We start from the raw sequence: 18868 nt of genomic DNA, 5'->3' as shown, positions 1-18868 counted from the left end.
AATCATCCTCCTGGCGGGGCCGGCTGCGCGGCTTCCAGGAGTCCGGCGAGTTCCACCAGGTCGGTGCCGGTGAGGCGGGGCAGTACGCAGCCGGCCAGGGTGCGGCAGGCGTCGCGCCAGGACGGGGGGACCGCCGCGCCGCCGCCCAGCGCGCCGGTGAGCGCGCCCGTCAGGGCGGGCGCGGAGTCCGCGACCCGGGACAGGCAGGCGGCGGCGGGCAGCGCCCGCGCGAGACGGCCGTCCGCCGCGGTGGCCAGGGCGAGTGCGACCGGTACGGTCTCGGCGGCGGCGACGCCGTAGCTGTAGACGTGGTCGACGATCTGGTGCTCCAGCAGCGGCACCAGCTCGAACGCGTCCTCGCAGTCGGCCGTCAGCGCCAGCGCGTGCCGCGCGTTGCGGCCGATCTCGGTGCCCTCGGGCAGCTCGGCGAGGGCTGCCGAGACGCAGGCGCCGACCCCGGCTCCGGCCAGGGCCAGGGCGAGCGCCGCCGCCATCGCGCGGGCGCCGTGCACGCCGTCGCCGTCCTGGGTGTAGCGGGCGTCGAACTCGGCGAGGCCGGCGGCGGCCCGGGGGTCTCCCGGGTGGGCGACGGCCAGCGCGCAGGCCCGTACGCAGGCCGCGTCGTCGAAGTAGTGCGGGTTGTCGTGGCCGGTGGCGGGCGGGCGCAGGCCGGTGGCGAGGTTGCCGAGGCCCGCCCGGACGGAGATGCGGGCCCGCAGGGGCAGCACCGCGGACTCGATCTCGGCGGCGCGTTCGGCCGCCGCCGCGACCTCGCTCGCCACGGCGTTCCAGGTGAGGTCGATCGCGGCCCGCATCCGGCGCTCCCGGCTCAGGTCGCCGAGCGCGCCGTCGTCCCCGGCCCGCAGCACCGCCTCCGCCGCGAACGCCGCCCACTCGGCGTCGTCGGAGGGGCCCAGGCGCAGTGGCTCGGGGGACTGGTTCAGGGCGACGGGGACGGGCAGCGTGGTGGTCGCGTTCTCCTCGGCGAAGGCGTCCAGCTCGCGGGTGAGCCGCCGGGTCCACTGCGGCATGCGGGCGGCCCGGTGCCGCGCGGCCGGCCACCCGGCGGCGTCCCCCGCCGCCAGCCCCAGCAGCAGTCCTTCGACCCGCCGGTGCCCGCTCACCGCCCGGCCTCGCCGTCGTCGCAGGTGAGGACGTAGGCGGTGGGGTCGGGTCCGGGGTCGGAGCGGGGCTCCGGAGGGGGACCGGCGGGATCGTCGGGCCGGGGTGTGCCGGCCGGTCGTGCGTCACCGCGGCGGTGCGCGCCGGCGCCGGCGCCGGCGGGGGAGGAGGCGTGGGGACACACGGGGGTGGGCGGGGCCGCGGCCGTCGCTGCCGCGCCGGCGAGCGCCGGTGCGGGAAGGACCGGGTCCGGGCGGCGCTCGCCAAAGGGTCCGGCCTGACCGGTCACCGGGGGGCCGGGGCGCCCGGCGGCGTCGGGGCGGGCGGGAGCCGGCGGGACGTCCGGCGCCGCGGTGGCGGCGGGGGCGGTCGTGGCCGGGGATACGGCGGTGGGGCAGGGGGCGCTCGTTGCGAGGGGGGCGGAGGCGGTGGCGGAGGCGGTCGCCGGCGTGGGTACGGGGGCAGCGGCGGCGGTCGTCGCGGGTACGGGGGCGGTTGCGGTCGTGGTCAGGGGCGCGGGGGTGCCGGGAGGCGGGGGAGCCGGCGTGTCGTCCCGTACGGGCGGGCCCGCGGCCGGGTGGGCGGGGGAGGCCGGGTGTGGGGCCGCGGCGGCCCGGGTCAGCAGCAGGTCGGCCACCTCCAGTACGTGCCGCCCGGCCACCGACGGCAGGCAGCTGCCCCGGGCCGGGCCGATGGGGGCCGCCCATTCCTCCGGGATGGCGGCCATCCCCTGGGTCGCGCCGGCCAGGGCGCCCGCGACCGCGGCCGTGGTGTCGGCGTCGCGGCCCATGTTGACGGCGGTCAGCACGGCGTCGCGGAAGTCCCCGTCGGCGGCGGCGTACGCGCCGAAGGCGAGGGCGACCGCCTCGGGGGCGAGGTCGGACCACGGGTAGCCGGCGATGACGACGGCCGAGCGGACCGCGCGTTCGCCGCGGTGGGCGGCGGCCGTGGCGCGGCGCAGCGAGCGGGCCGTCCAGGAGTCGTCGGGGACGACGGCGAGCGCGGCGGCCACGACCGCGACCGGCGGCGCGCCCGCCATGGCCGCGGCGACGGCGGCCGCAACGGCCCGGCCGCCGTGGATGCCCTCGCCCTCGTGGCTGACGGAGCCGTCGACGGCCACCAGGCGGGCCGCCTCGGCGGGGCGTCCGGCGGCGAACACGCCGAAGGGCGCCGCCCGCATGGCCAGCCCGTCGCTCCAGGCGTGCCGGTGCTGTGCGGAGACCGGCGCGGCCAGGCCCCGGCGCAGGTTCTCCAGGGTGCCCCGCTCGCTGAAGCCCGCGCCGCGGAAGGGCGCCTCGGCGCGGACGGTGATGTGCTCGTGCCAGGCCGCTTCCACGTCGGCGGGGGTGAGGGCGGCGCCGTGCCGGGCGAGCAGCAGGCCGGAGAAGAGGGCGTACTCGGTGTCGTCGGTGCCGGCCGGGTGGTCGGTGACGTAGCCGGTGACGCGGCCCCAGCGGGCGCGGATCTCGGAGGGTCTCAGGTTCTCGGCGGGCGCGCCGAGCGCGTCCCCGACGGCCAGGCCGAGCAGTGCGCCCCGCGCGCGGTCCCGCAGGCGGGCCGGTGCGGCGCAGGCGGTCGATGCCATCGCGGACTCTCCTCTCCAGAGCACCGCCGGTGACCCGCGCGGGACGCGGCCGGTCCCGTGCGGTCCCCAGCGGCACACGCGGGACGCGGCCGGTCCCGCTGCGGACCCCGGCGGCGCACCGGCGCCCCGCGCGGACGCCAGGCGGTCCCGGTGGGCCCCGGCGGCCTTCACGGATCCCGGCGCCCCGCGCGGAACGCCGACGCACCCGCGCCCTCGCGGGCCCACCGGGCCGCACGACTCCCGCGGCCTCGCGGACGCGGGTACGTCCACGTCGGCCCCGGAAGGCCGGCGGTCTCGGCGGGCGACCGGACCGGCGGTTCCGGCGGGCTCCTCTGCGGAACTGTCCCCGGTCCCGGCCCCGACGCAGCCTCAACCGCCTCAGCATCACCCGTACGACATTTGTGCGTACTAATGCACGGATGAGCAAAGAACGGTAAAGCCCCAGGTTAGCTCAGCCTTTCCTTGCTGGCGGCAGCGAAATTTCCGGCGTAGATTCAGGGTTGTCAAAAAGTAGAACCAGTCCAAAAGCAAGCCTTGCCTAAGCTCCTGGGGGACTCTCATGGCCATCCTCGACACCGAAGCGACCCTGCACGAGGCGCACCGCGACAACCACACGCACCGTGACGTGAACGGCGGCTGGCTGCGCCCGGCGGTCTTCGGCGCGATGGACGGCCTGGTCTCCAACCTCGCCCTGATGACCGGTGTCGCGGGCGGTGCCGTCAGCCGGGAGACCATCGTCCTCACCGGCCTCGCCGGCCTGGCCGCCGGCGCCTTCTCCATGGCGGCCGGTGAGTACACCTCCGTCGCCTCCCAGCGGGAGCTGGTCGAGGCCGAGCTGGACGTCGAGCGGCGCGAGCTGCGCAAGCACCCGCAGGACGAGGAGGACGAGCTGGCCGCCCTGTACGCGGCGCGGGGCGTCGAGCCCGAGCTGGCGCGGGAGGTGGCCCGCCAGCTGTCCAGGGACCCGGAGCAGGCCCTGGAGATCCACGCCCGCGAGGAGCTGGGCATCGACCCCGGCGACCTGCCCTCGCCGCTGGTCGCGGCCGTCTCCTCGTTCGGCTCCTTCGCTCTGGGCGCGCTGCTGCCGCTGCTGCCCTACCTGCTGGGTGCCAGTGCGCTGTGGCCCGCCGTGCTGCTCGCCCTGACCGGCCTCTTCGCCTGTGGCGCGGTGGTGGCCAGGGTGACCGCACGCACCTGGTGGTACAGCGGTTTGCGGCAGCTTGTCCTGGGTGGTGCCGCCGCCGGTGTGACGTACGTCCTGGGCACCCTGTTCGGAACGGCCGTAGGATGACGTGACTGGAACTTATGCAAGGGACCGCATAAGTAAGCCGTTACCCGCTGGTTTCGACCGTATGACCGCGGGGCATGAGCCGTAAGCACTGTGGGCAATGAGGCCCGCCGCGCACCCCTGGGGCTGGGGGCGACGCCGCCCACCCCGCCTTCCGGGCCCCGGCCGAGGGCCAGGGATCCGAACGATTCCGGCCTCCGCCGGTCCCCGCACAGACCCCCACCGCCGGGCGCGGAAACCCCCCGCCGCCGACCCCGCGGTGTCCGCATGCTGGAACGGAGTATCCGGTTCCCGAGAACCGCTCCATCATGTAACCTGCACGAAATTTCGCACTTCACGCAGAGGGCCAACGTCGTCCCTCGGCACCAGCACATGCCAGATGACGACGACGGGAGAGCCGATGCGTACGCCGCGCCAGCCGTCCCAGCACTCCGCGAATGGCCAGAACTGGTCGTTCATGGATGCTCGCCCTGCTGCGCAGGGTATGTACGACCCCCGCGACGAGCACGACGCCTGCGGCGTCGGATTCGTGGCCACCCTCACCGGCGAGGCGAGCCATGCGCTGGTCGAGCAGGCGCTCACGGTTCTGCGCAACCTGGAGCACCGCGGCGCCACCGGCTCCGAGCCCGACTCGGGTGACGGCGCCGGCATCCTCTCCCAGGTGCCCGACGCGTTCCTGCGCGAGGTGGCCGGATTCGAACTGCCCGCCGCCGGTGCCTACGCCGTCGGCATCGCCTTCCTGCCCGAGGAAGGCACCGAGGACGCCGTCTCGCGCACGGAGACGATCGCCGCCGAGGAGGGCCTGACCGTCCTCGGCTGGCGTGAGGTCCCCGTGGCCCCCGCGCTGCTCGGCACCACCGCCCGCTCCACCATGCCCGCCTTCCGCCAGCTGTTCGTCGGCGACGGCGTGAGCGAGGGCATCGCCCTGGACCGCAAGGCGTTCGTGCTGCGCAAGCGCGCCGAGCGCGAGGCGGGCGTCTACTTCCCCTCGCTGTCCGCGCGCACCATCGTCTACAAGGGCATGCTGACCACCGGCCAGCTCGAGCCCTTCTTCCCGGACCTGTCCGACCGCCGCTTCGCCTCCGCGATCGCGCTCGTGCACTCCCGGTTCTCCACGAACACCTTCCCGAGCTGGCCGCTCGCCCACCCCTACCGGTTCGTCGCCCACAACGGCGAGATCAACACCGTCAAGGGCAACCGCAACTGGATGCGCGCCCGCGAGTCCCAGCTCGCCTCGCAGCTGTTCGGCGGCGACGGGAACCTGGAGCGGATCTTCCCGATCTGCACCCCGGACGCCTCCGACTCCGCCTCCTTCGACGAGGTCCTGGAACTCCTGCACCTCGGCGGACGCTCGCTGCCGCACTCCGTGCTGATGATGATCCCGGAGGCGTGGGAGAACCACGAGTCCATGAACATCAAGGACTCGGCCCGCCGCGCGTTCTACGAGTACCACTCCACGATGATGGAGCCCTGGGACGGCCCGGCCTGCGTCACCTTCACCGACGGCACCCAGGTCGGCGCCGTCCTCGACCGCAACGGCCTGCGCCCCGGCCGCTACTGGGTCACCGACGACGGCCTCGTCGTCCTCGGCTCCGAGGTCGGCGTCCTCGACATCGACCCCGCCAAGGTCGTCCGCAAGGGCCGCCTGCAGCCCGGCCGCATGTTCCTCGTCGACACCGCCCAGCACCGCATCATCGAGGACGACGAGATCAAGGCGTCCCTCGCCGCCGAACAGCCGTACGCCGAGTGGCTGCAGGCCGGCGAGATCGAGCTGAGCGACCTGCCGGAGCGCGAGCACATCGTCCACACCCACGCCTCGGTCACCCGCCGCCAGCAGACCTTCGGCTACACCGAGGAAGAGCTGCGCGTCATCCTCGCCCCGATGGCCAAGACCGGCGCCGAGCCGATCGGCTCCATGGGCACCGACAGCCCCATCGCGGCCCTCTCCGAGCGGCCCCGCCTGCTCTTCGACTACTTCACCCAGCTGTTCGCACAGGTCACCAACCCGCCGCTGGACGCCATCCGCGAAGAACTCGTCACCTCCCTGCGCTCCTCGCTGGGGCCCCAGGGCAACCTCCTGGACCCCACCGCGGCCTCCTGCCGCAGCGTCGTCCTGCCCTTCCCGGTGATCGACAACGACGAGCTGGCCAAGCTCATCCACATCAACGCCGACGGCGACATGCCCGGCTTCAAGGCCGCCACCCTCTCCGGCCTGTACCGGGTCTCCGGCGGCGGCCAGGCGCTGGCCGCGCGGATCGAGGAGATCTGCGCCGAGGCCGACGCCGCCATCGACAACGGCGCCCGCCTGATCGTCCTCTCCGACCGGCACTCCGACGCCGAGCACGCGCCGATCCCCTCGCTGCTGCTCACCGCGGCCGTCCACCACCACCTCATCCGCACCAAGCAGCGCACCCACGTGGGCCTGCTCGTCGAGGCCGGCGACGTCCGCGAGGTCCACCACGTCGCCCTGCTCATCGGCTACGGCGCCGCCGCCGTCAACCCCTACCTGGCGATGGAGTCCGTCGAGGACCTGGTCCGCGCCGGCACCTTCCTGCCGGGCATCGAGCCCGAGAAGGCCATCCGCAACCTGATCTACGCCCTCGGCAAGGGCGTCCTGAAGGTCATGTCCAAGATGGGCATCTCCACGGTCGCCTCCTACCGCGGCGCCCAGGTCTTCGAGGCCGTCGGCCTGGACGACGCCTTCGTCGAGAAGTACTTCGACGGCACCACCACCAAGATCGGCGGCGTCGGCATCGACGTCATCGCCCAGGAGGTCGCCGCACGCCACGCCAAGGCCTACCCCGTCTCCGGCATCGCCCCGGCGCACCGCGCCCTGGACATCGGCGGCGAGTACCAGTGGCGCCGCGAGGGCGAACCGCACCTGTTCGACCCGGAGACCGTCTTCCGCCTCCAGCACTCCACGCGCTCGGGCCGCTACGACATCTTCAAGAAGTACACCGACCGCGTGAACGAGCAGTCCGAGCGCCTGATGACGCTGCGCGGCCTGTTCGGCTTCACCTCCGACCGCGCCCCGATCCCCGTCGACGAGGTCGAGCCGGTCTCCGAGATCGTCAAGCGCTTCTCCACCGGCGCCATGTCGTACGGCTCCATCTCCAAGGAGGCGCACGAGACCCTCGCCATCGCCATGAACCAGCTGGGCGGCAAGTCCAACACCGGTGAGGGCGGCGAGGACGCCGACCGCCTGTACGACCCGGCGCGCCGCTCCGCGATCAAGCAGGTCGCCTCCGGCCGCTTCGGCGTCACCAGCGAGTACCTGGTCAACTCCGACGACATCCAGATCAAGATGGCCCAGGGCGCCAAGCCCGGCGAGGGCGGCCAGCTGCCCGGCCACAAGGTCTACCCGTGGGTGGCGAAGACCCGGCACTCCACGCCGGGCGTCGGCCTGATCTCCCCGCCGCCGCACCACGACATCTACTCCATCGAGGACCTCGCCCAGCTCATCCACGACCTGAAGAACGCCAACCCGGCCGCCCGCATCCACGTGAAGCTGGTCTCCGAGGTCGGCGTCGGCACGGTCGCGGCCGGCGTGTCCAAGGCCCACGCGGACGTCGTGCTCATCTCCGGTCACGACGGCGGCACGGGTGCCTCGCCCCTGACGAGCCTCAAGCACGCGGGCGGCCCCTGGGAACTGGGCCTGGCCGAGACCCAGCAGACCCTGCTCCTCAACGGGCTGCGCGACCGGATCGTCGTGCAGACCGACGGCCAGCTCAAGACCGGCCGCGACGTCGTCATCGCCGCCCTGCTCGGCGCCGAGGAGTTCGGCTTCGCCACCGCCCCGCTCGTCGTCTCCGGCTGCGTCATGATGCGCGTCTGCCACCTCGACACCTGCCCCGTCGGCATCGCCACCCAGAACCCGGTGCTGCGCGACCGCTTCGCCGGCAAGGCCGAGTACGTGGTGAACTTCTTCAAGTTCATCGCCGAGGAGGTCCGCGAACTCCTCGCCGAACTCGGCTTCCGCTCCATCGAGGAGGCCGTCGGCCACGCCGAGATCCTCGACGTCACCCGCGCCGTCGACCACTGGAAGGCGCAGGGCCTCGACCTGGCACCGCTCTTCCACGTGCCCGAGCTGCCCGAAGGCGCCGCCCGCCACCAGGTGATCACCCAGGACCACGGCCTGGAGAAGGCACTCGACAACGAGCTGATCAAGCTCGCCGCCGACGCCCTCGCCGCACCCGGCGCCACCGAGGCCCAGCCGGTGCGCGCCCAGGTCGCCATCCGCAACATCAACCGCACCGTCGGCACCATGCTCGGCCACGAGGTGACGAAGAAGTTCGGCGGCGCCGGCCTGCCCGACGACACCATCGACATCACCTTCACCGGCTCCGCCGGCCAGTCCTTCGGCGCCTTCCTCCCGCGCGGCATCACCCTGCGCCTGGAGGGCGACGCCAACGACTACGTCGGCAAGGGCCTGTCCGGCGGCCGCATCGTCGTCCGCCCCGACCGCGCCGCCGACCACCTCGCCGAGTACAGCGTCATCGCCGGCAACACCCTCGCCTACGGCGCCACCGGCGGCGAGATGTTCCTGCGCGGCCGCACCGGCGAACGGTTCTGCGTCCGCAACTCCGGCGCCCTCGTCGTCTCCGAGGGCGTGGGCGACCACGGCTGCGAGTACATGACCGGCGGCCACGCCGTCGTCCTCGGCGAGACCGGGCGCAACTTCGCGGCCGGCATGTCCGGCGGCATCGCCTACGTGATCGACCTGGACCGCGACCACGTCAACGCCGGCAACCTCGACGCCGTCGAGGCCCTGGACGACACGGACCGGCAGTGGCTGCACGACGTCGTGCGCCGCCACGCCGAGGAGACCGGCTCCACCGTCGCCGAGAAGCTGCTCGCCGACTGGTCCGCCTCCGCCGACCGCTTCAGCAAGATCATCCCCCGTACGTACAAGGCAGTGCTCGCCGCCAAGGACGCCGCCGAGCGAGCCGGTCTGTCCGAGACCGAGATCACCGAGAAGATGATGGAGGCGGCGATCAATGGCTGACCCGAAGGGCTTCTTGAACCACGGCCGCGAGGTCGCCACGTCCCGTCCCGTCGAGGAGCGCAAGAAGGACTGGAACGAGGTCTACGTCCCCGGCTCCCTGCTGCCGATCATCTCCAAGCAGGCCAGCCGGTGCATGGACTGCGGCATCCCCTTCTGCCACAACGGCTGTCCGCTCGGAAACCTCATCCCCGAGTGGAACGACTACGCCTACCGCGAGGACTGGGCCGCCGCCCAGGAACGCCTGCACGCGACCAACAACTTCCCCGAGTTCACCGGTCGCCTCTGCCCGGCCCCCTGCGAGTCGGCGTGCGTGCTCGGCATCAACCAGCAGCCGGTCACCATCAAGAACGTCGAGGTCTCCATCATCGACAAGGCGTGGGAGACCGGGGACGTCGCCCCGCAGATCCCCGAGCGCCTGTCCGGCAAGACCGTCGCCGTCATCGGCTCCGGCCCGGCCGGCCTCGCCGCCGCCCAGCAGCTCACCCGGGCCGGCCACACCGTCGCCGTCTACGAACGCGCGGACCGCATCGGAGGCCTCCTGCGGTACGGCATCCCCGAGTTCAAGATGGAGAAGCGGCACATCAACCGCCGCATCGAGCAGATGCGCGCGGAAGGCACCCGCTTCCGCACCGGCGTCGAGGTCGGCCGCGACATCCTGGCCACGGACCTGAAGAAGCGCTACGACGCCGTCGTCATCGCCGCCGGCGCCACCACCGCCCGTGACCTGCCCGTGCCCGGCCGCGAACTCAACGGCATCCACCAGGCCATGGAGTACCTGCCGCTGTCCAACAAGGTCCAGGAAGGCGACTACGTCACCGCGCCGATCTCGGCCGAGGGCAAGCACGTCGTCGTCATCGGCGGCGGCGACACCGGCGCCGACTGCGTGGGCACCGCCCACCGCCAGGGCGCCGCCTCCGTCACCCAGCTGGAGATCATGCCCCGCCCGAACGACGAGCGGCACCCGACCCACCAGCCCTGGCCGACCTTCCCGGTCCTCTACAAGGTCACCTCGGCCCACGAAGAGGGCGGCGAGCGGATCTACTCCGCCTCCACCACCCACTTCGAGGGCGACGAGGACGGCAACGTACAGTGGCTGCACCTGGCCGAGGTCGAGTTCGCCGACGGCAAGCTCCACCAGAAGCCGGGCACCGAGCGGAAGATCCCCGCGCAGCTGGTCACCCTCGCCATGGGCTTCACCGGCACCGACCGCGCCAACGGCATGGTCGACCAGTTCGGCCTGGAACTCGACGAACGCGGTAACATCGCCCGCGACGCCGACTTCCAGACCAACGTGCCCGGAGTGTTCGTCGCCGGTGACGCGGGCCGCGGCCAGTCGCTCATCGTGTGGGCGATCGCCGAGGGCCGCTCGGCAGCCCGCGGTGCCGACCGGTACCTGACCGGTGCCAGCGACCTGCCGGCCCCGATCCGCCCGACGGACCGCGCGCTGACGGTCTGACCCGCGGCCACCACACAAAGACGTCCCGTACAACGGCGTACGGGCGGGTCATCTGGGGGGATCTCCCCCCAGACCCCCCGTGCCGGCGCCTGCCCGCCCGTCCCCGACCGGACAACAGGGCAGGCGCCGTCGCATGTCCCGAAACCATCCGCCGCGCTCCCGCGTCCCCCTGCTGAACGACAGGGGAGGAGCAGGCGATGGCCGCGATCAGTCTGAGCAAGGTGGAGGAGACCGCCCCCGCGCTGGTCAGCCTCTACAAGAGCGCCGAGACCTCACTCATCGAGCACGGGCTCGACGAACAGCGGGCCGCCGTGTACCTCGTCCTCGACCACTCCGGCTCCATGCGCCCCTACTACCGCGACGGCAGCGTGCAGGCCCTCGCCGACCGCGTCCTGTCCCTGTCCGCCCACCTGGACGACGACGGACGCGTCCCCGTGATCTTCTTCTCCACCGACGTCGACGCCGTCAGCGAGATCTCCCTCGACGACCACCGGGGCAGCATCCGGCGCATCGCCGCCGGCCTCGCCCACATGGGCCGCACCCACTACGAAGCCGCCATGGACGCCGTCATCGACCACTACCTCGACTGCGGCGCCACCGACCCGGCCCTGGTGATCTTCCAGACCGACGGCGCCCCCACCAGCAGGGCGGCCGCCGAACGCCACCTGTGCAAGGCCGCGAAACTCCCCCTCTTCTGGCAGTTCGTCGGCTTCGGCGACGCCCGCAGCCACCAGTTCGACTTCCTGCGCCGGCTCGACGACCTGGCCGTACCCGGCAAGAGGACCGTCGACAACGCCGGCTTCTTCCCCGCAGGCCGCGACCCGCGGCGCCTCACCGACGCCCGGCTCTACGACAGCCTCCTCGCCGAATTCCCCCTCTGGCTGGCCGCGGCCCGCGCCCAGGGCATCGTCACCTGAACATCACCACCGCCCACCGGAACGCCACGCCAGGACCTCGGAGGACTTCCGCCCGGCCCCGCCCGATCCCGGACGACAGACCCTAGGTGTCGCACTCCAGCACCGTCCGGCACAACCCGCACCGCGCCCGCACCCTGCCCCGCACCGGCACCCTGATCCGCTGATGACACGTCGGACACGGGAACGACACCCGCAGCGGACCGGAACCACCCGCCGTGAACGAGTACGGCACACCCGCCGCCCCCGACACCGTGCCGTGCTCCTGGGCGTACCGCCGCTCCCGCGCATAACGGCGGCGCCCCGCCCACCCCGCCGCCGTCAGCGGCGGCTGCCGCCCGTCCTCCCGCGCCCGCGCAAGACCCTTGACGTACGCCTCATAACCCTGCGCACTGGTGAACCACGTCGAAGGATCCTCCCCGAAGACCAGCGCCCGCTTGCCCAGCACGTAACCGAACTCCTCCGGCGTGAGATAGCCCAGCTTCTGCGAGGACGCCCCGTCCTCCCGGAACGCGTCCAGCAGCAGCCAGCCCGCCCCCAGGTACGTCGCCGCCGTGTCGGTCAGGATCTCGTTGTCCCGCGTCCCCGGGAACGACAGGTCCAGACGGTGCAGACAGACGTGCATCACCTCGTGCGCCAGCGCCGCCCCGATGTCCCTGCGATGCGTACGGAACCGGTCGTTCAGCTCGACGAAATACTCCGGGCCCGCCGTCAGCTCCACGTTCGCCGCATGCGTCATCTCCCGGAAACTCACGATCAGCCGCGCGTCCGGCAACCCGTAGTGCCGCACCAGCTCACGGGCCACCCGCTGCGCCCCCAGATGCAGATCGTCACTGTCGCAGAACGCCACGTCCACCGGCGCCACACTCGTCGCGAACGTCCGCACCCTCTCGTACGACAACCGCCGGTACAGCGCCGTGATCGCGGCACGCACCGTCTCCAGATGCGGGAAGCCGTGCTCGACCGGTCCGCCGTCCGCCACGTCCGCACCCCCAAAGACGCCCTGAACCCCTTCCCACTCTACGGCCCACCCCCCTGAACGGCCCGCCCACCGGACACCCCCGGCCACGGCCCCGCCCACCCCGTAGGGTTGACCCCCATGACCACCAGCAGCACCGGTAACGGCGACGTCGACCCCGCCGTCCGCAAGGAACTCGCACGGCTGCGCGACAGCATCGACAACATCGACGCGGCCGTCGTCCACATGCTCGCCGAACGCTTCAAGGCCACCCAGCAGGTCGGCCACCTCAAGGCCGCCCACCAGCTCCCGCCCGCCGACCCGGCCCGCGAGGCCCGCCAGATCGCCCGCCTGCGCGGCCTGGCCGAGGACGCCAGACTCGACCCCGCCTTCGCCGAGAAGTTCCTCAACTTCATCATCGCCGAAGTCATCCGCCACCACGAACGCATCGCCGAGGACTCCACCGGCGACCGTCCCGCCACCACCAGCTGACCGAGCCCCCGCACGCCCTGCTCGCGCGCCGGCCCCCACCGGCGCGCACGCCCCCGGCGCACCCCCGGCGCATCCCCGCACAGCCCGGCGACGCCCCTCCCCGAGCCCGTCCCCCGGACCCCCTCGTGCCCCGCCCCCGCGATCAGGCAGCATGGCGTCCATGTCCGTACTCACGCGCGACGAAGCGCAGACCCGTGCCCAGCTCCTCGACGTCCACCACTACACCGTCGACCTCGACCTGACCGGCGGGGAGGACACCTTCGACTCCCGCACCGAGATCCGGTTCACCGTACGCACCGGTCCGGACGGCACAGGCAGCACGGACACCTTCGTCGAGCTGAAGCCCGCCGAACTGCGCTCCGCCACCCTCGACGGACACCCCCTCGACCCCACCGCCCTCGCCGGCAACCGCCTCCCCCTGACCGGCCTCACCCCCGGCGCGCACACACTGCGCATCGACGCCCTCATGCGCTACTCCCGCACCGGCGAGGGCATGCACCGCTTCACCGACCCCTCCGACGGCGAGACCTACGTCTACACCCAGCTGTTCATGGAAGACGTCCAGCGCGTCTTCGCCGCCTTCGACCAGCCCGACCTCAAAGCCGTCTTCGACCTCACCGTCACCGCCCCCGACGGCTGGACCGTCCTCGCCAACGGCATCACCGAACACACCGGCGACGGCACCTGGAAAGCCGCCACCACCCCGCCCGTCTCCACCTACCTCGTCGCCGTAGCCGCCGGCCCCTGGCACTCCGTACGCACCGAACACCGCGGCCTGCCCTTCGGCCTCCACTGCCGCCGCTCCCTCGCCCCCCACCTCGACGCCGACGCCGACGAGATCCTCGGCATCACCCGCGCCTGCTTCGACCGCTACCACGAGAAGTTCGACGAGCCCTACCCCTTCGACTCCTACGACCAGGCCTTCGTCCCCGAATTCAACGCCGGCGCCATGGAGAACCCCGGACTCGTCACCTTCCGCGACGAGTTCGTCTACCGCTCCGCCGTCACCGACACCGAACGCCAGACCCGCGCCATGGTCATCGCCCACGAAATGGCCCACATGTGGTTCGGCGACCTCGTCACCCTCAAGTGGTGGGACGACATCTGGCTGAACGAGTCCTTCGCCGAATACATGGGCTACCAGACCACCGCCGAAGCCACCCGCTTCACCGGCACCTGGACCGAGTTCGGCCTCTCCCGCAAATCCTGGGGCTACGACGCCGACCAGCGCCCCTCCACCCACCCCGTCGCCCCCGAGAACGTCGAGGACACCGCCTCCGCCCTCCTCAACTTCGACGGCATCTCCTACGCCAAGGGCGCCTCCGCACTGCGCCAGCTCGTCGCCTGGCTCGGCGAGAAGGACTTCCTCGCCGGCATCAACACCCACTTCGCACGGCACAAGTTCGCCAACGCCACCCTCGCCGACTTCATCGACTCCCTCGCCTCCGCCACCGACCGCGACGTCCACGCCTGGGCCCAGGCCTGGCTGCGCACCACCGGCGTCGACACCCTCACCCCCCGCGTCGCCCCGGCCGCCGACGGCACCTGCACCCTCACCGTCGACCACCACGGCAGCCGCCCCCACCACATCACCGCAGGCCTCTACGACCAGGACCTCACCGACGAGGGACGCCTCACCCTGCGCACCCGCCTCCCCCTCGACATCCCGCACACCGGGCCCCACCCCATCGGCAAACGCCCCGCCCTGCTCGTCCTCAACGACGGCGACCTCACCTACGCCAAGATCCGCTTCGAGCCCGAATCCTTCCGCGCCGTCCGCGAAGGCCTGTCCGCACTGCCCGACCCGCTCACCCGCGCCGTCGTCTGGAACGCCCTGCGCGACGCCGTCCGCGACGGCGAACTGGCCGCCGCCACCTACCTCGACACCGCGCGCACCCACCTGCCCCACGAGAGCGACCTCGCCCTCGCCGAAGCCGTCCTCGCCTTCGCCCGCACCCACATCGCCGACCGCTACCTCGCCCCCGGCCGGCGGCCCGCCGCGCTCGCCACCCTCACCGGCCTGTGCCGCGACCTCATCCGCCGCACCGAGGACGGCGACAACCCCGGCCTGCGCCTGATCGCCGTACGCCACTTCATCGACGTCGCCGCCCACCCCGACACCATCGCCGCCTGGCTCGCCGACGGCACCGTCCCCGGCGGCCCCGAACTCGACCCCGAACTGCGCTGGCGCATCCTCGCCCGGCTCGCCGTCCTCGGCGCCACCGACGAGGCCGCCATCGCCGCCGAACTGGACCGCGACCCCTCCGCCACCGGCCAGGAAGGCGCCGCCCGCTGCCGCGCCGCCCTGCCCGACCCGGACGCCAAACGCGCCGCCTGGCACGCCATGTTCACCTCCGACGACCTGTCCAACTACCTGTTCACGGCCACCGCCAGGGGCTTCTGGCAGCCCGAACAGGCTGACCTCGTACAGGAGTACGTACCGCGCTACTACGAGGACGCCGTCGCCGTGGCCGCCCGCCGCGGCCCCGCCATCGCCGACGCCGCCGCCCGCTGGGCCTTCCCCGCGCACGCCGTCGACGCCGAGACCCTCCGCCTGGGCGAGGCCTGCCTGGCCGGCGGCGACCCGATCCCCTCCCTGCGCCGCAGGCTCGCCGACCAGCTCGACGACCTGGCCCGCGCGCTGCGCGTCCGCCAGGCCCAGGAGACGGGGGAGCCGCAGGCCCCGGCGCAGGTGCCGCAGCCGTAGGGAAGGTGCGGAGGCGGGCGTGGGCGCGGCAGCCGGCGCAGGCGTCGGCGCCGGACGGAGGCGTACGACCGGGGCGTACGACCGGGGCGTACGACCCGGGACGTACGACGCACCTGGTCCCTGACGACGATGCGGAGGCTGATCGTCCTTCCTAGGCTCGGAGGCCTGAAGGACGATCAGCCCGAGACCAGCCCGAGCCACGGAGGAAACCGTGATCGTAGTCACCGGCGCCACCGGAAACGTCGGCCGTGCCCTCGTCGAGCGCCTCGCCGCCGCCGGCCGGCCCGTGCGGGCACTGACCCGCGACCCGCAGCGGGCCGGACTGCCCGGGCACGCCGAGGTGGTCCGGTTCCAGCCGGACGACCCGGCCGCCCTGTTCACCGGGGCGAGCGGACTCTTCCTCTACGTCCAGGCCGCCGGCGACCGCACCGCCGAGTTCCTCGCGGCGGCGCGCGAGGCGGGCGTGCGGCACGTGGTGTTCCTGTCCTCCGCCATCATCCACGAGGGCGCGGACGAGACCCACCCCATCCACGTCATGCACGCCGGCGTGGAACGGGCCGTCCGCGACAGCGGCCTGCAATGGACGTTCCTGCGCCCGGGCGCCTTCGCCACCAACGCCTTCCAGTGGGCCGCGCAGATCCGCTCCGGGGACACCGTCCGCGGAGTCTTCGGGAACGGCAGGAGCGCGCCCATCCACGAGGACGACATCGCCGCCGTCGCCGAACGCGCCCTCCTGGACGGTGGCCACGAGGGCGCTGTCCACCGCCTCACCGGACCCGAGGCCATCAGCAACGCCGACCAGGTCGCGGCCATCGGCCACGCCCTCGGCCGGGAACTGACCTTCACCGAGGTGCCGCCCGAGGAGGCCGGACCCGAACTCTTCCCGCACGTCCCGCCGCACGTGTTGCAGGGCCTGCTGAACACCCTGCGCCAATCCGTCGGCGCGACCCCCGAGATCACCGACACCGTGGAGAAGATCACCGGCACCCCGGCCCGCACCTTCGCCCAGTGGGCGAAAGACCACACGGCGGACTTCCGCGCCTGACCCCCTCGGGGCGGAGCGCGACCGGGGGAGTGGAGACGGGAGCGCCGGGGGCCTGGGTGGCTGGGGTCTAGGGGGCGTAAGGGACTCAGGGGCTTGGGGGTCGCGTTCCCCAGGGACGGCCCGGCGCCCCCGCGGGCCCGGCGCTCGGCCGTCGCGGCCGAGCGCCTGCCGCCCGGGCCCCGCGTGCTCCTCGCGCGGCAATACCCCTTCCGGGTTCCGGTCGTTGGACTTTCCGGGCACCACGGACTCCAGGCGGACAAGCCGGGCGCCCCGCCCCGCGCACCCCGGAGGACAGCCCATGGGTACTCCGCACCCGCCCGCAGCCCCAGTACCGCCGCGCCCCCATGACCCGGCGGGTCCGCAAGCCTCGGCGCAGGCACAGGCCCTGCCACGCCCGGAAGTCCCGCCGCGCTCCCATGACCCGGCGGGCCCGCAAGCTTCACCGGAGCCTCAAGCCCCGTCGGCCCTCCAATACTCGGCAGGTCCGCAAGGCTCGCACGAGGCGCAGGTCCCGCCACGCCCGCAAGGCCCGGAAGCCCCGACCGGCCCAGAAGCCCCGCCAGGCCCGCAAGCCTCACCCGCGGCCCCGCCGACCACCCAAGAGGCGCCACGCCCGCAAGCCTCACCGGAGGCAAAGGCCTCGGCGCGTTCGCAAGTCTCACCGGACCCGCAAGCTTCACGACCGGATCCAGCCTCACGACGTCCGCTAGTCCCGCATGACTCGGCAGGCCCGCAAGCCTCACCGGAGGCAAAGGCCTCGGCACGTTCGCAAGCCTCGCCGGACCCACAAGCCCCACGACCGGACCCAGCCTCACGACGTCCGCAAAGCCCGCCCCCGCCGCCGGCCCCGCTCGCCTCCGGTCCCGGCGGCACCCGCGCCCTGCGGCCCCTGCTCGACACCGTGCTCGGCGCACTCGACAGCGGACGGCGCGCCCGCGGCGGCCCGCTGCCCGCCGGCGGCCCCGACGCCGTCGCCGCCCGGATCCGTGCCGCGGCAGGCGACCTCCTCCCCGACCACGGCGACCCCGACGCCCTGCGCGTCCTCGTGCACGCCCTCGCCGAAGGCGCCGCCGACCCCGCCGACCCGCTCTGCGCCGCCCACCTGCACTGCCCGCCCCTCGCCGTCGCCACCGCCGCCGACCTCGCCGCCAGCGCCCTCAACCCCTCCCTCGACTCCTGGGACCAGGCCCCCGCCGCCTCCGCACTCGAAACCCTCGTCACCCACGCCCTGGCCCGGCAGGCAGGACTCGCCGACGCCCTCGTCACCACCGGCGGCACCGAGTCCAACCACCTCGCCCTCCTTCTCGCCCGTGAGACCCACCCCGGCGGCATCCGGCTCCTGTACGGCGCCAACGCCCACCACTCCCTGCCCCGCGCCGCCTGGCTCCTCGGCCTGCCCGAACCCGTGATCGTCCCCGCACCCGCCGGCACCCTCGACCCCGCCGCCCTCCACGCGGCCCTCACCGGCCTCGGCGGCCCCCGAACCCCCCTCCTCGTCGCCGCCACCGCCGGAACCACCGACGCCGGCCTCATCGACCCGCTCCCCGAGATCGCCGCCCTCTGCGCCGGCCACGGCGCCCGCCTGCACATCGACGCCGCACACGGCGGCGGCCTCCTCTTCAGCGACCGCCACCGCCACCGCCTCACCGGCCTCGACGCCGCCCACACCGTCACCCTCGACCTGCACAAACTGGGCTGGCAGCCCGTCGCCGCCGGACTCCTCGCCGTCCGCGACCCCGCCGACCTCACCGCCCTGCACCAGCACGCCGACTACCTCAACGCCGGCGACGACACCGAGGCCGGCCTCCCCGACCTCCTCGGCCGCTCCCTGCGCACCACCCGCCGCCCCGACATCCTCAAGATCGCCGTCACCCTGAAGACCCTCGGCCGCAGCGGCGTCGGCGCCCTCGTCGACCAGGTCTGCGCCCTCGCCCGCACCTTCGCCGACCTGATCGAGGACCACCCCCGCTTCGAACTCCACGACCGACCCACCATCAGCACGGTCCTCTTCCGGCCCGCCCACGCCACCGACGACACCGTCGCCGCCCTGCGCCGCCGGCTCCTCACCGACGGCCGGGCCGTCCTCGGCCGCGCCCGCCTCGACGGCCGGCTCTGGCTCAAAGCCACCCTCCTCAACCCCCGCACCCGCCCCGCCGACCTGGCCACCCTCCTCGAACTGGTGGAAGGAACCACCCCCCGATGAACCACCCGGACACCCCCGCACCGCCCCTGCGCCACACCCCCGCCACTGTCTCTTATACACATCTCCGAGCCCACGAGACTCCTGAGCATCTCG

At 73.4% G+C, this 18868-nt stretch carries 12 protein-coding genes; 8 read left to right on the top strand and 4 right to left on the bottom strand.

Translation table 11 applies throughout. The annotated features are described in order from the left end of the window. Positions 1-2: 2 nt before the first annotated feature. Positions 3-1124: an ADP-ribosylglycohydrolase family protein gene (locus tag IG64_RS34215; RefSeq protein WP_037863589.1), complete on the bottom strand. Its 1122-nt coding sequence runs from the start codon at positions 1122-1124 to the stop codon at positions 3-5. Then, positions 1121-2707, bottom strand: a complete 1587-nt coding sequence (locus IG64_RS42955) for an ADP-ribosylglycohydrolase family protein (protein ID WP_063758863.1) — start codon at positions 2705-2707, stop codon at positions 1121-1123. Before IG64_RS42955 ends, IG64_RS34215 begins: the two co-directional genes overlap by 4 nt. 559 nt (positions 2708-3266) lie before the next feature. Between IG64_RS42955 and IG64_RS34205 the strand changes: the two genes are divergently transcribed. Then, positions 3267-3998, top strand: a complete 732-nt coding sequence (locus tag IG64_RS34205) for a VIT1/CCC1 transporter family protein (RefSeq protein WP_037863587.1) — start codon at positions 3267-3269, stop codon at positions 3996-3998. Positions 3999-4301: 303 nt separating this feature from the next. On the opposite strand, the gene IG64_RS41355 is transcribed toward IG64_RS34205, so the two are convergent. Then, the gene (locus IG64_RS41355; protein ID WP_158771722.1) at positions 4302-4454 is read right to left on the bottom strand and encodes a hypothetical protein; all 153 of its coding nucleotides are present in this window, start codon (positions 4452-4454) and stop codon (positions 4302-4304) included. Between the two features lie 25 nt (positions 4455-4479). Between IG64_RS41355 and gltB the strand changes: the two genes are divergently transcribed. The 3 genes from gltB (at position 4480) to IG64_RS34190 (ending at position 11373) form a co-directional block, all read left to right on the top strand. Beyond that, positions 4480-9000: a glutamate synthase large subunit gene (gene gltB / locus IG64_RS34200; protein ID WP_037863585.1), complete on the top strand. Its 4521-nt coding sequence runs from the start codon at positions 4480-4482 to the stop codon at positions 8998-9000. After that, a complete protein-coding gene (locus tag IG64_RS34195; RefSeq protein ID WP_037863583.1) occupies positions 8993-10456 on the top strand; it encodes a glutamate synthase subunit beta in 1464 nt (487 codons plus the stop codon). Before gltB ends, IG64_RS34195 begins: the two co-directional genes overlap by 8 nt. A gap of 197 nt (positions 10457-10653) precedes the next feature. Beyond that, complete coding sequence (locus IG64_RS34190) at positions 10654-11373, top strand: VWA domain-containing protein (RefSeq protein WP_037863580.1); 720 nt, start codon at positions 10654-10656, stop codon at positions 11371-11373. 82 nt (positions 11374-11455) lie between these two features. Here IG64_RS34190 and IG64_RS34185 read toward each other — a convergent pair whose 3' ends face one another. Continuing rightward, on the bottom strand, positions 11456-12352 hold the full coding sequence (locus IG64_RS34185; RefSeq protein WP_037863578.1) for a hypothetical protein: 897 nt from the start codon (positions 12350-12352) through the stop codon (positions 11456-11458). A 117-nt stretch (positions 12353-12469) separates the two neighbouring features. On the opposite strand from IG64_RS34185, the gene IG64_RS34180 reads away from it, so the two are divergent. The 4 genes from IG64_RS34180 (at position 12470) to IG64_RS34165 (ending at position 18775) form a co-directional block, all read left to right on the top strand. Beyond that, positions 12470-12820, top strand: coding sequence for a chorismate mutase (locus tag IG64_RS34180; protein WP_037863577.1), 351 nt, complete (start codon positions 12470-12472; stop codon positions 12818-12820). Positions 12821-12980: 160 nt separating this feature from the next. Beyond that, positions 12981-15527, top strand: coding sequence for an aminopeptidase N (gene pepN / locus IG64_RS34175; RefSeq protein WP_051813660.1), 2547 nt, complete (start codon positions 12981-12983; stop codon positions 15525-15527). 211 nt (positions 15528-15738) lie between these two features. Then, positions 15739-16572 carry an NAD(P)H-binding protein gene (locus IG64_RS34170; RefSeq protein ID WP_037863575.1) on the top strand — a complete coding sequence of 278 codons (834 nt, stop codon included), beginning with the start codon at positions 15739-15741 and terminating at the stop codon, positions 16570-16572. An 880-nt stretch (positions 16573-17452) separates the two neighbouring features. Next, the gene (locus tag IG64_RS34165; RefSeq protein ID WP_051813658.1) at positions 17453-18775 is read left to right on the top strand and encodes an aminotransferase class V-fold PLP-dependent enzyme; all 1323 of its coding nucleotides are present in this window, start codon (positions 17453-17455) and stop codon (positions 18773-18775) included. Positions 18776-18868: the final 93 nt, after the last annotated feature.

It is taken from the genome of Streptomyces sp. NRRL S-340 (genome assembly GCF_000720185.1).
Lineage (GTDB): Bacteria > Actinomycetota > Actinomycetes > Streptomycetales > Streptomycetaceae > Streptomyces.
The sequence above is the reverse complement of the archived record's forward strand: the minus strand, read 5'-3'. Positions and strand labels throughout refer to the sequence as shown.